This is a genomic window from Pseudomonas sp. LFM046, from assembly GCF_000949385.2.
Taxonomy (GTDB): Bacteria; Pseudomonadota; Gammaproteobacteria; order Pseudomonadales; family Pseudomonadaceae; genus Metapseudomonas.
In genome coordinates, this window is the sequence record NZ_JYKO02000001.1 from 4,346,851 (window position 1) to 4,361,027 (window position 14,177).

11 protein-coding genes are annotated in these 14,177 nt (G+C 64.7%); 6 read left to right on the top strand and 5 right to left on the bottom strand.

Going from position 1 to position 14,177, the window contains the following annotated elements; all coding sequences use genetic code 11:
• A partial coding sequence (locus TQ98_RS27805) for an Ig-like domain-containing protein (protein ID WP_158249367.1) occupies window positions 1-3,087 on the top strand: 3,087 nt, incomplete at its 5' end.
• A gap of 86 nt (window positions 3,088-3,173) precedes the next feature.
• Window positions 3,174-3,524 (top strand): hypothetical protein, encoded by a 351-nt coding sequence (locus TQ98_RS19985; protein ID WP_044870633.1) that lies wholly within the window; start codon window positions 3,174-3,176, stop codon window positions 3,522-3,524.
• 167 nt (window positions 3,525-3,691) lie between these two features.
• On the opposite strand, the gene lapD is transcribed toward TQ98_RS19985, so the two are convergent.
• The 4 genes from lapD to TQ98_RS20005 form a co-directional block, all read right to left on the bottom strand.
• The gene (lapD, locus tag TQ98_RS19990) at window positions 3,692-5,641 is read right to left on the bottom strand and encodes a cyclic di-GMP receptor LapD (RefSeq protein WP_044870634.1); all 1,950 of its coding nucleotides are present in this window, start codon (window positions 5,639-5,641) and stop codon (window positions 3,692-3,694) included.
• 8 nt (window positions 5,642-5,649) lie between these two features.
• Window positions 5,650-6,357 carry a cysteine protease LapG gene (lapG, locus tag TQ98_RS19995; RefSeq protein WP_082073139.1) on the bottom strand — a complete coding sequence of 236 codons (708 nt, stop codon included), beginning with the start codon at window positions 6,355-6,357 and terminating at the stop codon, window positions 5,650-5,652.
• 152 nt (window positions 6,358-6,509) lie between these two features.
• Entirely contained in the window at window positions 6,510-6,755 is a 246-nt protein-coding gene (locus tag TQ98_RS20000) for a DUF1145 domain-containing protein (RefSeq protein WP_044870635.1), read from the bottom strand.
• Between the two features lie 93 nt (window positions 6,756-6,848).
• Window positions 6,849-8,636, bottom strand: coding sequence for an alkyl sulfatase dimerization domain-containing protein (locus TQ98_RS20005; RefSeq protein ID WP_044870636.1), 1,788 nt, complete (start codon window positions 8,634-8,636; stop codon window positions 6,849-6,851).
• A 97-nt stretch (window positions 8,637-8,733) separates the two neighbouring features.
• On the opposite strand from TQ98_RS20005, the gene TQ98_RS20010 reads away from it, so the two are divergent.
• Entirely contained in the window at window positions 8,734-9,636 is a 903-nt protein-coding gene (locus TQ98_RS20010) for a LysR family transcriptional regulator (protein WP_044870637.1), read from the top strand.
• A 39-nt stretch (window positions 9,637-9,675) separates the two neighbouring features.
• Here the strand turns inward: TQ98_RS20010 and TQ98_RS27810 are convergent, their stop codons facing one another.
• On the bottom strand, window positions 9,676-10,395 hold the full coding sequence (locus TQ98_RS27810) for a hypothetical protein (RefSeq protein WP_044870638.1): 720 nt from the start codon (window positions 10,393-10,395) through the stop codon (window positions 9,676-9,678).
• Window positions 10,396-10,653: 258 nt separating this feature from the next.
• Here TQ98_RS27810 and TQ98_RS20025 point away from each other — a divergent pair, with 258 nt between their 5' ends.
• From TQ98_RS20025 to TQ98_RS20035, 3 genes are read left to right on the top strand one after another with little or no spacing between them, the layout of a single operon-like run.
• Complete coding sequence (locus TQ98_RS20025) at window positions 10,654-11,730, top strand: DUF2157 domain-containing protein (protein WP_044870639.1); 1,077 nt, start codon at window positions 10,654-10,656, stop codon at window positions 11,728-11,730.
• Window positions 11,727-12,575 (top strand): DUF4824 family protein, encoded by an 849-nt coding sequence (locus TQ98_RS20030; RefSeq protein WP_052659140.1) that lies wholly within the window; start codon window positions 11,727-11,729, stop codon window positions 12,573-12,575. The genes TQ98_RS20025 and TQ98_RS20030 overlap by 4 nt, the downstream gene beginning before the upstream one ends.
• 54 nt (window positions 12,576-12,629) lie before the next feature.
• The gene (locus TQ98_RS20035) at window positions 12,630-14,123 is read left to right on the top strand and encodes a sensor domain-containing diguanylate cyclase (RefSeq protein ID WP_044870640.1); all 1,494 of its coding nucleotides are present in this window, start codon (window positions 12,630-12,632) and stop codon (window positions 14,121-14,123) included.
• The last annotated feature ends 54 nt before the right edge of the window (window positions 14,124-14,177 follow it).

Here is a 14,177-nt window from a genome sequence, read left to right on the forward strand (position 1 = left end):
GACAGCTTCACCTACACCATCAAGGACCAGTCTGGCGTCGAGTCCAACCCGGTCACCGTCAGCATCGGCGTGACCCCGGTGAACGATGCGCCGGTCGCTGTCGCCGACACTGCCACCGTCAACGAAGGCGGCAGCGTCAACATCAATGTGGCCAGTAACGACACGGACGCCGACGACGGCCTCAACCTCGGCAGCATCGTCATCGGCACCAACCCGGCGCATGGCACCCTCACCGTCAATGCCGATGGCACCGTCAGCTACCAGCACGATGGCAGTGAGACCACCGCCGACAGCTTCACCTACACCATCAAGGACCAGTCTGGCGCCGAATCCAACCCGGTCACCGTCAACATCGGGGTCACCCCGGTGAACGATGCCCCGGTTGCCGTGGCCGACACTGCCACCGTCAACGAAGGCGGCAGCGTCAACATCAATGTGGCCGGTAACGACAGCGACGCCGACGACGGCCTCAACCTCGGCAGCATCACCATTACCAGTGGCCCGGCCAACGGCACCGTCATCGTCAACGCCAATGGCACGGTCAGCTACCAGCACAACGGCGGCGAGACCACCACCGACAGCTTCACCTACACCATCAAGGACAAATCCGGCGTCGAGTCCAACCCGGCCACCGTCAGCATCGGTGTCACCCCGGTGAACGATGCGCCGGTTGCCGTGGCCGACACTGCCACCGTCAACGAGGGCGGCAGCGTCAACATCAACGTGGCCGGTAACGACACGGACGCCGACGACGGCCTCAACCTCGGCAGCATCACCATCACCAGCGGCCCGGCCAACGGCACCGTGATCGTCAACGCCAATGGCACCGTCAGCTACCAGCACAACGGCAGCGAGACCACCGCCGACAGCTTCACCTACACCATCAAGGACAAGTCCGGCGCCGAGTCCAACCCAGTCACCGTCAGCATCGGGGTCACCCCTGTGAACGATGCGCCGGTCGCTGTCGCCGACACTGCCACCGTCAACGAGGGCGGCAGCGTCAACATCAATGTGGCCGGCAACGACAGTGACGCCGACGACGGCCTCAACCTCGGCAGCATCACCATTACCAGTGGCCCGGCCAACGGCACCGTCATCGTCAACGCCAATGGCACGGTCAGCTACCAGCACAACGGCGGCGAGACCACCACCGACAGCTTCACCTACACCATCAAGGACCAGTCTGGCGTCGAGTCCAACCCGGCCACCGTCAGCATCGGCGTCACCCCGGGCGATGACTCCCCGGTATTCGGCACCTCCACCAAGACCGCCATCGTCTCGGAAGAGGGCCTGGCCAGTGGCCTGCAGGACACTGCGGGCTCCCCGAGCGATAGCACCAATGCCGTGGTCTCCACCGGCACCTTCGCAATCACCGATGCCGACAGCCCGAGCCTCTCGGTCACCTTGACGGCACCGACCACCGCACTCACCTCCAATGGCGTGCCCCTGACCTGGTCGGGCAGTGGCACCTCGACCCTGAGTGCGAGTGCCGGCGGCCAGCCGATCATGACCATCAGCATCAACAGCGTGGGGGCCTATACCGTGACCCTGCTGGGCCAGTTGGATCATTCGTCAGCCGTGGCGGAAGACCTGCTGAACTTCGGGGTGAAAGTGACCGCCAGCGACGGCGTGAACAGCACTGACGGTACCCTGCAAGTCACGGTCGAAGATGATTCCCCGATCCTGGCGACGCCGATGCAGAGCATCGTGCTGGACGGTGCCGGCTCCACCGCCATCGGCAATCTGAACCTGTCCACCGGTGCCGACGCCAAGGGCGCCAGCGTACAGTTCAACTCCGCCATCAGCGGCGCTGTCGACGCCAGCGGCAATATCCTGAGCACCGTACTGGCCAAGGACGGAAGCGTCGTCAATTCGTCGAGCTACCTGACCTATCAGGGCAGCAAGCTGCACTACGTGTCGGGCACCAACTCCCTGACCGCCGTCGACGTAAATGGCACCGAGGTCTTCAAGATCACGGCCGACGTAGCCACCGGCCATTATCAGGTCACCAACTTCGTCGACCTGGACTCGCCCTCCTCGACCTTCACCAGCTTCAACCTGTCGGGTGGCAACTCAGGTTTGTACGACCTGGGTGCCGACTCCCGGTTCAGCCTCCAGGCCACGGCCACCGAAAACGGTGCGGCCTCCACGGTGAACACCAGCAACAACAGCTTCGGCGTGGGCAGTGGCCAGTCGATCGATACCGGTGATGTGCTCAAATTCACCTTCATCGACAAGACCACCAGCCAAGCCACGGACATGACCTCGATTTCGCTGACCACCGACAAGCTCGGCACTGGCGAAAAACTGACCTGGACCGCATTTGACAGCGCTGGCAACACCGTTGGCAGTGGCACCGTGAACGGGGTGAATAGCGGTACGACCACCTTCACCATCGATGGCAGCCAGCTGAACAGCGGTGTGCATGAGTTCAGCTCCGTCAGCTTCGGTGCAGGCAGCAGTACCACCTACAAGCTGCTGATCAGCTCCATCACCGGACAGACCGAGGCTTACGACCAGAAAATCAACCTGGGCGTCAAGGCCACCGACGGGGACTCCGACAGCACAACCAACCAGTCGCTGCAGATTACCTTCGATTCGGACAACACTGTCCAGGCAGGCTCCAGCGGCACCGCTCTGGGCGGAGGCAATGGTGCGGACAAACTGATTGGCGGCGCAGGCGACGACTTCCTCACCGGAGGCAAGGGCAATGACACCCTGACGGGTGGCAATGGCGGCGACACCTTCGTCTGGAAGTCCGGTCATGCCGGTAACGAGGGCAGCCCCAACCAGGATGTGGTGAAGGACTTCAACAAGGGCGCGGGCGACCGCCTCGACCTGAGCGACCTCCTGCACGGGGAAACCACGGCCAACATCGACAACTACCTCAAGCTGATTGTCGATAACGGCACAGGCAACGCCACCCTGCAGGTCAGTACGGAAGGTCACCTGAACCAGCCCGGCGGCGCAGCCAGCCACGCCGACCTGACCATCACCCTGGAAGGCGCGGCCGCTCAGCTCAGCGGGTCCTCCATCAACTCGTTGATCGCGGGCGCCGATCCGACCATCAAGGTCGACCACAGCTGATGGCTACCCTGTCCGCAATCGCTCCGGCGGTTGCGGACAGGGGGCGTCTGCCGTCATGCTCGCGGCAGTCCTTGACGGAGATTGCCATGCTCTACATCCAGCGTGACGAAGAAGGGAAACTGGTTCGCGTCGAAGCGGCCGAATTCGCAGAAATGACCGGGCAACTGCCTGCCAACGACCAGGAAATCCAGGCCTGGTACGCCAACCTGGCGGTGCAGAGCAGCCTGCTGCAACTGAAGCAGAGCGACCTGGACATGATCCGGGTGCTGGACGACCTGATCACCGTGCTGATGACCAAAGGCGTCATCCGCATCACCGACCTTCCACCGGCAGCGCAATCCAAGCTGCTCAGCCGTAACCAGGCGCGCGAAGCCCTGGGTGGCATTTCCCGCCTGATCGTGGAAGAAGACGACAACGTGGGTTCGGGACTGATCTGAACCTGCCGCTCCCTTTGTCCTAGCCCTGCAGTGCATTGAGGGGCGAATTCATTCGCTCTACAGAACTGCCCTTGGGAGTTTCCAGGGGCACTGCCGGCTTCGTCGCCCGAGACCGTTCACTTCCAACACCTGGCCGACCACTGTTCGCACCAAGCCGTCCCGGCGCACTAACGCCAGGGTGACGGTGCGCCGAACAGCTGGCCCTGGGCGCCCCGGATGCCCATCTCTCGCAGCACCTCAAGTTCCCCCTCGGTTTCCACCCGCTCGGCGATCAGCGGCAGATCGATGCTGTGGGCGGCGCGCTGCATGGCCTCGATGAACAGGCGCTTGTCCGCCTCCCGATCGATGGCGCGGATGTAGCTGCCATCCACCTTGAGGTAGGCCAATCCCAGGCGAGCCAGGTTGCCGATCATGCTGAAACGGCCACCGAAGTGCTGCAGGCTCAGGCTGAAACCCTGCTCCCGCAGGCGGCGGGTCAGTTGTTCCAGCACGGCCTGTTCAGGCAACTGGTCTTCTTCCAGTTCCAGCACCAGGCGTGCGCCGAACCGGGAATGCCGGCGCAACAGTTCGAACGCCTTGTCCAGTTTCTGGGCATCTCGCAGCAGGGCGCCGGACAGGTTTAGCGCCAGGGTTTCTCCATGGCCGGCCATCTGCTCGAACACCAGTTCGAGCATCAGCAGGTCCAGGCGCGCCGTCCAGCCGAAACGCTGCAGCCAGGGCAGGAAACGCCCGGCGGGAATGTATTCGCCGCGCTCGTCGCGCAGGCGCGAAAGCACTTTGTAGTGCAACACTCGCGTGCGATCGCGGCTGTCCACCACAGGCTGGAAGTAAAGCTGGAACTGGCGCTGGGCCAGCGCGTGGTCCAGCAGCCGATGCCAGGCGTGGCGCTCGTCGCCCACGCTGGGCGCCTCACCGCCGGTCAGGGTCGCCCAGGTCCTGTCAGTCTGACTTTCCGCCTTGGCCAGGGCCTCGTCAGCCAGGCGCAGCAGGTCCGCCAAATCGTCGCCAGGGCTGAAGGGCGCCAGGCCGAGATGGGCCACCGGCAGGGCATCCGCCGCCCCGGTGACCACCAGGTTGGCCAGGGCCGCATCCAGGCGCTGCGCCAGTTGCTGGGCCTCCTCGGCCACCAGGCCGGGCATCAGCAGGGCGAAGTCGCCGCCCCGGCTGCGCGCCACCAGTTGGCTGGCGCCCTGCTCCGCCATGGCGTGGGAGAGCAGTTCGGCCACCGCCAGCAACAGCTGGTCGGTGCGCTGGCCCCCCAGGCGCTGGTTGAGGCCGGCGAGGTCATGGACCCGCAGCAGCAGCAGGTAGCCGGCGCTGGCCCGGTCATCGGAGCTCAACCGCGCCTGTAGCTGCATTTCGAAGTAACGGCGGTTGGCGAGGCCCGTCAGGCTGTCCTTGTACGCTTCGTCCCGAAGACGTTCGCTACGCTCGGCCTGCTCCTGGAACAGCGCCTTGAGCTTCTCCACCATCTGGTTCATGGCCTGCACCACGCGGCGCAATTCGGGCGTGCGCGGTAGTTCGGGCAGGCTGAGGAATTCGCGGCGAGAGATGGCGTGGGATTGCTCCACCATGTAGTCGAGGGGTTTCAACTGGCGGCGCAGGAGGAACGCACCGAGGCCCGCACTGACCAGGCCGCAGGCCAGCAGCCAGCCGAGGCTGCCGAGGGCGCTCTGCCAGAGCCGGGCAATGGCGAACAGCGGGTGGCTCTGCACCTCTACCCGCGCCGCCTGCTCCCAGCCACGGCTGACAATGGCGTCACCGCCGGCCGAGTGCAGGTCGATCAGGTCGACGAACCACTGCGGCACCTCAGCGCCCACGGCGTCAGGCACGCCAGTGCGCTCCACCAGCACCTTCCCGGTAGCCAGGTCGATCACACGGATGCTTTCAAAGTAGCCGCTGTCAAAGATGGAGCTGACCATCAGCTCGACCATCGCCGAGTCGTCGATATGCGGGGTCAGCGACAGGCCAAGGGCCGTGGCGGCGTCCTGGGCGTGGGAGCGCAACTGGTTGTTGTACTGCTCCCGCGAGCTTTCCAGGCCGACCATGAAGCTGCCACTGAAAGCGACCACCAGGAACAGACAGATGGCGATCAACAACTGTTTGAACAGGGACATCTCGACTCCTATCGGTCCGGCTCCACTGGGAAGCCCTCGGCCTTCATTTTCCTGAGCAATTCCTGCCAGCGCGACAACCGCTTGGCATCGCCGACCTGTTTGCCGCCACCGCTACCCGCGATCCACAGGCCCTCGGCGTTGAAGGCGTAGACGGGCAACAGGTCGGTCCGTTGGCTGGCGGGGCGGATGATGCCCACCAGGTTGTCCAGCACCAGCGGCACGGAATCCGGCGTGGCGTAGTAGGTCACCACCATGTGCGCCTGGTTCAGGCGCAGCGCCTTGACGTAGGTGATGCGCAGTTTCTCGCTGGGCACCCCGAGCTCGCGCAGGCTGAAGTACTTGGCGATGGCGAAGTCCTCGCAGTCGCCGGCGCCAATGCGCAGCGCCTGCACAGGCGTGGCCCAGTAATCGCTCTCGCCCCAGAGTTCCTGGTCATCGCGGAAACGCAGCTTGGCGTTGAAGAAGCGGTTCACGTCTTCCAGTTGCTTCTTCTCGTCGGCACCCGCCAGGCGCGCCAGCGTGGCCTGCCACTCATCGATACGCTGCTTGCCGGGGCCAAGGGGACCGTAGAGGGCTTCGGCGCGCCGGCTGATGAGGGAGAAATCCCAGTCCGCCTGCAAGGCACCTGCCAGCAGCGCCAGGACCCATGGCACCGCCAGGGCCAGCTTCCGCCGCCCCCGACACCCACGCCAGGCCTGAACGCTACCTCGGAACATCCACCATCCCGCCTCGGGGGCCGTCAGGCCCCGTGGAACAAGCGGCGAATGGTGCGGGGTGAGGCGGGAAAAGACAATGGCATTATGCCGTCATTCGACGCATGCGCGAGATGAGTTGGGCTTCGCGAGCTCAGCCCAACCTGCGGGACTGATCAGCGCAATCCGCGCAGATGCAGGAAACCGAACAGCAGCACCTGTAGCCGCTCCAGCCAGGGGAATGGCCGGTCCTTCAACCTGCGGTTGAACAGCGCAACCTCGAGCACATGGGCCAGCAGCACGGCGCCAGCCGCCAGCAGCAGTGGCCGATGCAGGGGTTCGCCGAAGGGATAGAGGACATTGAGCAGCGCCACCAGCCAGAACATGGCCAGGGCGCCTTTGAGGAAGGAAGGCAGGTGCATGTCGACTCCTGTTGATGCGGACCAGGCGGCCAGTGTGCCGCCTGGTGCCTTCCGGCTCTCCGCACTTTTGGTTGGAGCCTTCCCGCCTCCGGGTCAGCGCAGGGTCAGGGCGATGGGCACTTCCTCGAAGTCGAAGCAGCCGAGGAAGGTCTTGATGTCCAGCAGGTTGCCGTCCACTTTCACGTCCCCGAGCATGGCGCCCTTCAGCAGGCCGTTTTCGCCGCTGATGATGGTGTCGAGGTAGCGCTTGTCGAAGGTCAGCTTGAGCGTCGTACCTTCAGGAATGCCCTCGTGCAGCTCGGCCACGCCGCGCCGGACCTCCAGAGCCCACTCCTCCTTGATGTCAGGGAAGACGAAGCCCAGGGTCAGGTTCACATCGGCGCTTTTTTCCGGGTCGATACGGGTCACCCAGTTCTGCAGAAAGATGCGCGCCGGCAGGTTTTTCAGCATGTCCGGCGAAAGGAAGGCGTTGCGCATGTGCTGGGACAATTCCAACGCGGCATCACCCTCCAACTTGCCCTCCAGTTCCATGGCGCTCATCAGGTACCAGTTGCGCCAGTTGGTGTTCATGCTGGCGTAGCCCAGGCGCCGGAAGCTGCGGGCCTTGATGTCACGGGCCAGCTTGTCGTCGTGGTCGATGCGGATGACGTAGCTGGCCAGCTCGGCGGCCCACTGGTAGTCACCTTTGAGGTAGGCCTCCCCGGCCGCCATCAGCACCTTGTCGCGGCCGCCCATCATCGTGACCAGACGCGTGGCTTTCTCCACCGGCGGCGTCGGATCAAGGTCCACCGGGTCGCCCTGGAACCAGCCCAGGTAGCCTTGGTAGATCTGCCGCACGCTGTGCTTCACGGTGCCGTAGTACTCGCGCAGGTAGGGCGTGTAGCCGGCCAGGTAGGTCGGCAGCTTGACCTTCTCCACCAGCTCGTCCGGGGTCAGTCCCTTGTTCATCCAGCGCACGGTCTGGTCGTGGACGTAGGCGATGGCGTCACGGGTCATGCGCAGCACCTCTTCCACCTTGTCCTTGCCGGACACCGGCCGGCCGTGCAGCGGCACCATGTAGTCGGCCTGGAAGGCGCGCAGTTTGTCGAGGCTGTTCACCCAGACCACCGGATCACGGAACTTGGTGCCGCGCAGGGTATGGATGTTCGGCAACGTCGGGCCCTGGGTCACCTCGGCGCTGATCAGCACCTTGTTGCGCGGCAGGAACAGAACGATCTCGTCCGGCGCTTCGCTGGGCACATGGAGGAACTGCACCGGCAGCCCGGCGATGGTGGTGTCGAGCTTGTCCTTGAAGGTGATTGTGGGGGCGATGAAGGTGGACTTGCCCTCCTGGGGCAGGGGGCCGAGGCCGGCGTTCATGTCCTTCCTGTCGGCGTCCTGCAGGGCGACGCCGAAGCTGTAGCCCGAACGCATGCTGAGGATGGGGCCTACCAACGCGCCCTGGGTCACCACGTTATCCAGCAGGGTTTCCTGGGCGTAGATCTGCACCTCGCCGCTCTCCACCTGCCCCTCGCTGATAAAGCCCTTCACGCCGTTGATATGGTCGGGATGGAAGTGGGTGTAGACGATGGCTTTGATGGGCTTGTCGCTGATCTTGCGGAACTCCGCCAGCACCTTGCGCGACTGCTCGGCGGACTCGCCGGTGTCGACGATGATCAGCCCTTCGGGCGCCTCGATCATCACGCTGTTGGCGAGGTTCCAACCCACCGCCGAGTACACGTTGTCGGCGATCTTGTAGACCTTCTCGCTGAAGTGCTTCGTGTGCTCGGCCAGCTCGGCGTTGATGCTGGGCTCGATGGACTCTTCCGGCAGGGCGGCGTCGGCGCCCAGGGGCAATGCAGCGGCGAGGAGCAGGCCGCTCAAACGAGTGGAGATGCGCATGGTTCGCTCGGATTGTTGTTATTGGGCGCAGACAGGCTGGCAGGGGCCTGCTAATAATTCCAATGCATTCTTTTCTCACCAGCGATGCAATCTGCGCATGAATGACCTTCGCCAGCTCCGCCACTTCGTCGCGCTCGCCGAGCACGGCCACTTCGCCCGCGCGGCGGAGGCGGTCAATCTCAGCCAGCCCGCCCTCAGCCGCAGCATTCAGGCCCTGGAGGCGAGCCTCGGCTGCGCCCTGCTGGATCGTGGCCCACGGCAGGTGAACCTGACCGCCCACGGCCGCCTGGTGCTGGAACATGCCCGACGCCTGCTGGATGGCAATCGGGCGCTACGCAGCGCCGTGACCCAGCTGGACAACCTGGACAGCGGCGAGCTGCGCCTGGGCGCCGGCCCCTACCCCGCCGCACGGCTGGTACCCCGCGCCCTCGGACGTTTTGCCAGCCGTCATCCCGGTGTGCGTGTGCAGCTCAGCCTGGAGAACTGGCACAGCCTGCGGCAACGCCTGCTGGACGATGCGATCGAGCTGTTCGTTGCCGATATCCGCGAACTGGAAGGCGATCCGCTGCTGGAGATCCTTCCCCTGCGCCGACACCCCGGCACCCTCTTCTGCCGGCCGGGCCACCCGCTACTGGGTCAGGAACAGGTGCAGCTGCCAGACCTCGCCCGCTACGCAATGGCCGGCACCCAGTTGCCGGCCGAGGTGGCGCGCGCCATAGGCACCCTCAGCGGCAGCGAAAGGCCCCTGGGCATCGAATGCGACAACTTCATGGTGCTGAAGGCACTGGTGGCCGAAAGCGAGGTGATCAGCATGGCGCCCTGGGACGTGGTGGCCGAGGACGTGCGCGCAGGGCGCCTGGCGGTGCTGAACACGCCCGTCAGCCCCCAGACGTCGTCGGCCTACGGCGTGGTCAGCCATGCCGCGCGCAGCCTGTCTCCAGCTGCGCGGGCGGTGAGGGATCTGTTGGTGGAAGAGGACAGCCGGTTCCCCAGCGCTTGAAGGCTCTGGGCAGAGCCGGTGAGGTGGCCGTTGCAACCTTCAGCGGCGGTTCTCCATCGACCAGTTGCTGCGGTTGCGTTCGTTGTGCCGCGGATTGTGCGGACGCGCATCGTAGCCGGGCTGCACCTGGTACTGCGGGCGGGCACCGGACCGGCGATACCCCGAGTTCAGGTCCCTTGGCTGACGGACATCGGACTGCCGAAAGCCGGACTGGCGGTCAACCGACTGGCGGAGCTCAATCTGGCGGTAGCCGGACTGCCGGTCGTTCATCTGACGGAAGTCAGCCTGGCGATTGCCGGATTGCCGGCCGTTGAACTGGCGGTAATCCGGTTGGCGATACCCCGGCTGGACGTTGTTCTTGCCCCAGGTCTGCAGGCGCGGCGTGTAGTCGTGACGGCGCTCCTGGTAGTCGTCATAGATCGGCTGGTCGTAACGGCGATACGGGCGGTACTTGTAGTCATCGTCGTAGTAACGGCGCTTGTCGTAACGATGCTTGTAGGGCTTGTAGTGGTCCTTGTAGCCATCGTAGTAGCGCTGGTCGTAGGAGCGGCGATCCTTGAAACGATGGTCGTAGTCACTGTCGTAATAGCGGTGGTCGACGATGTAGGCGCCGTTGCGCGGCGAGTCGTAGTCGTGGCGGTAAACCCGGTAATCGTCGTCGTAGTAACGGCGACCGTAGTAATCGTTGTCGTAGTCGTAGGCGGCGCAGCCGCCCAGGGCCAGGGTCAGCAAGGCAAGGAAGAGAGATCGGTAGGACATGGCGGCCTCCTTCGACCGCAAGGGACGGCGCAGACAGATGTCGGCGACAGGGACTTCTCCCACTGCGTTGGACAACGTGCCTACAAAACGGCACGCGCTACCTGTCGGAAAAATCCATTTCCACTTGTTGCAGAAACCCGGGCCGACGCTAACGCCAGGATGAGCGGACAGCCGGCGTTCCAGAGGGCCCGGCTCGCTCGCCCGACCCTGGGTAAGACGCTAGAGTTCAAAGCGGCACCGCACGCATAAGGACCCGCAATGCCGCCGCTCAGTCGCGACCAGGCGCAACACCGCGCCGACGATATCCAGGCCTTCTATCGCGAAGTCCAGCGCCTCCACGAGGAGCAGGTGCTGCTGCTCTCCCCCGCTCAGATCGACCACCTCGGCGACTACCACCGCCAGCTCCTGGCGGATTACCGCAGCGCCTACGACATCGACCCGGACGCCCACGCCCGCCGCCTGTCCCTGGGCATGCGGATCGCCTCGCTGCTGGGTGCCCTGGCGCTCGCCGCCAGCCTGCTGTTCTTCTTCTACCAGTTCTGGGGCCTGTTCCCCGAAACCGCCCAGGTGATCCTCCTCGCCGGCTTCTCCATGGGCAGCCTGCTGCTGACCCTGCTGCTGCGCCAGCGCTCGCCCTCCGGCTACTTCAGCAAACTGGCGGCGAGCCTGGCGTTTGCCTGCTTCGTGCTCAACGTCGTGATGCTGGGGCAGATCTTCAATATCACCCCTAGCGACAACGCCCTGCTGCCCTGGGCCGCCTACGCCCTGCTGCTGGCCTATGCTTGCGAGGTGCGCCTGCTGCTGGGTGCCGGCCTGCTGTGCATCCTGGCGTTGTTCGCCACGCGGATGGCGAGCTGGACCGGGCTCTACTGGCTGGACTGCGCCGAGCGCCCGGAGCACTTGCTCCCGGCCGGCCTGCTGATCTTCCTGGTGCCGCAGTTCGTTTCCCAGACCCGCTACAGCGGGTTCGCCGCGCTTTACCGGGTGATGGGCCTGCTGGGCCTGTTCGTTCCCGTGCTGGTTCTGGCGAACTGGAGCTCAGGCAGCTACCTGCCCTGGTCGAGCAACGGCGTGGAAGGCTTCTACCAGATGGTCGGGTTCGCCGGTGCGGCGCTGGCCATCTGGCTGGGCAACCGGCGTGACTGGACGGAAGTGGTGCACACCGGCCTGCTGTTCTTCGTGCTTTTTCTGTACATCAAGCTGTTCGACTGGTGGTGGGACGTGATGCCCAAGTATCTGTTCTTCCTCGTCCTCGGTCTTGTGGCCGTACTGATCCTGCTGGTGCTCGGCCGCCTGCGCCGAGCCCAGGCCAGGCAGGGAGGCCGGAGCGCATGAAGACACGCGCCGCCTTGCTCTCCGGCCTTGTGCTGATCGGCCTGACCCATGCCATCGCCCTGGCCGGCGTCTGGTACAACCGAAGCGGCGAACCGGAGAGTCGCCTGCTGCTGTCCGAGCGCGAACTGCAACGCAGCTACGACTGGTCCCAGCACGAGAGCAGCGGCCTGTCCTTGCGCCTGGATTGGCGCCATCCCAGCGACCCGAAAATCGACGAGCGCTACCGCAGCCGGATGCTGGATGAACCGCAGCTGCTCGAACTGGGCTTCGAGAAGCCCGTGGATGGCCGCCGCGACCGATTGAGCCGTGAAGTGCTGGTGGTACTGGAACTGGACGGTCCGGCGCGCAAGGCCGAGCTGGAACGCGAACGCCAGCGCCGGGATCAGGCCCGGGCCGCCCTGGCCGCCGCGCCCAAGGACCAGCACCTGCAGGACGCCGACCGCGCTGCCCGCGAGTTCCTTGAGCAGGAAGAGAACCGCGCGAGCCGCCTGTTCGCTGTGGATGTGGGGCTGGACCGAGCGGCCCTGCGCGCCCGCTATCCCGATCGCAGCCGCTACGCCCTGGCCCCCGGTAGCGTGAATGCCTGGATTCACGACGGGCACCTGACCGGACAGATCGGGCAACTGCGCATTGCCGAGATCAATGTGCCCCACGCCTGGAGAGAATGGCTGGATGAACAACTGGTACCGGAGCAACGAGGTTCCGTGCCGGCACGCTTCCGTCTGGAGCTCAGCTTTGGCCAGCGCCTGGAACCCTGGATCAGCGCTGCCCCCGGACTACCGGAGCAAGACCAGCAACGAACGGACACCCACGCCGATAGCCTGGCGTCAGGGACCCGTCCGTGACGCTCGCGTTACAGCAAGATAGCATTGCGCCACCACACTGAGGCCGCGCTTACGATGCCGTTACGAGAACACACCAAGTACAGTCACAGCCTGCTGCTGCTCGCCCTGGTCCTGCTGCTGGGCTGCGGTTTTCTGGCCACGTCCCTGGTGAGCTACCAGGCATCGCTCAAGTCCATCCGCAGCAGCATCGTCAACACCGAACTGCCGCTGACATCCGACAACGTCTACTCGGAGATCCAGAAGGACCTGGTCCGGCCCATCCTGATTTCCTCGATGATGAGCCGCGACACCTTCGTCCGGGACTGGGTGATGAAAGGCGAAAAGGACGTCGAGCAAATTACCCGCTACCTGCGTGAAATCCAGCAGCACTACGGCGCCTTTACCAGCTTCTTCATTTCCGACCGCACCCTCACCTACTACCAGACCAAGGGCGTCCTCAAGAAGGTGAACCGCGAAGAGCCCCGGGACATCTGGTACTTCCGCGTGCGGGAGATGAAAGAGCCGTACGAGATCAACGTCGACGTCGACCTGGCCAACCAGGACCAGCTGACCTTCTTCATCAACTACAAGGTGTTCGACTACGACGGCAAGTTCCTTGGCGCCACCGGTGTCGGCCTGACCGTGGACGCGGTGATCAAGCTGATCGACGAATACCAGCGTCGCTATGACCGCAGCGTGTACTTCGTCGACACCAACGGGCGCATCGTCCTCACCGGGACCGCCGGCGGCCCGATGGGCGCGAAGGTTGGCCAGAAGCTGGCCGAGGTACCGGGGCTGGAAGCACTCCAGGCCAGGCTGGGCCGCCCGCAGACCGGCAAGTTCGAGTATCAGGAGCAGGGCCGCGGCCACTTCCTGAATGTGCGTTACATCCCCGAACTGGACTGGTACCTCTTCGTCGACAAGCACGAAGGCGGGCTGCTGTCCGGCATCCGCAACACGCTTTATCTCAACCTGCTGATCTGCCTGCTGATCACCATCGTGGTGCTGGTGCTGGTCAGCCGCCTGGTGCGCCGTTACCAGCAGCGCATCAGCGCCCTGGCTACCACCGACAGCCTCACCGGACTGCCCAACCGCCGTGGCTTCGAGCTGCTTGCCGGCCAGGCCCTGCAGGAAGCTCGCCGCGACCGCCGGCCGCTGGTTGCGCTGCTGCTGGACCTCGATCACTTCAAGCTGCTCAACGACACCTATGGCCACCAGGCCGGCGATCTGGTGCTGCAGGGTTTCGCGCAGAACCTCCGGGACAGCCTGCGCCAGTCGGACATCATCTGCCGCTGGGGCGGCGAGGAATTCATCATCCTGCTCAAGGACACCGGCAATTCCACGGCCCACCAGTTGGCCGAGAAAGTCCTCGGTGAAGTGGCCTCCAAGCGCTACCCCTTCCGGGGGGTGAACCTGCAAATAACCAGCAGCATCGGCCTGGCCGAGATGCACCCGGACGATTCCCTGGACAGCCTGATCGCCCGCGCCGACCGGGGCCTGTATCGCGCCAAGCAGTCGGGCCGTAATTGCGTCTGCGTTGAGCCGTCCGGCCATGCTGACGTGCAGTGATCCCGTGGCCCTGTGGGAGCGACTTCATTCGCGACTCAGTTCGCCATCCCACCC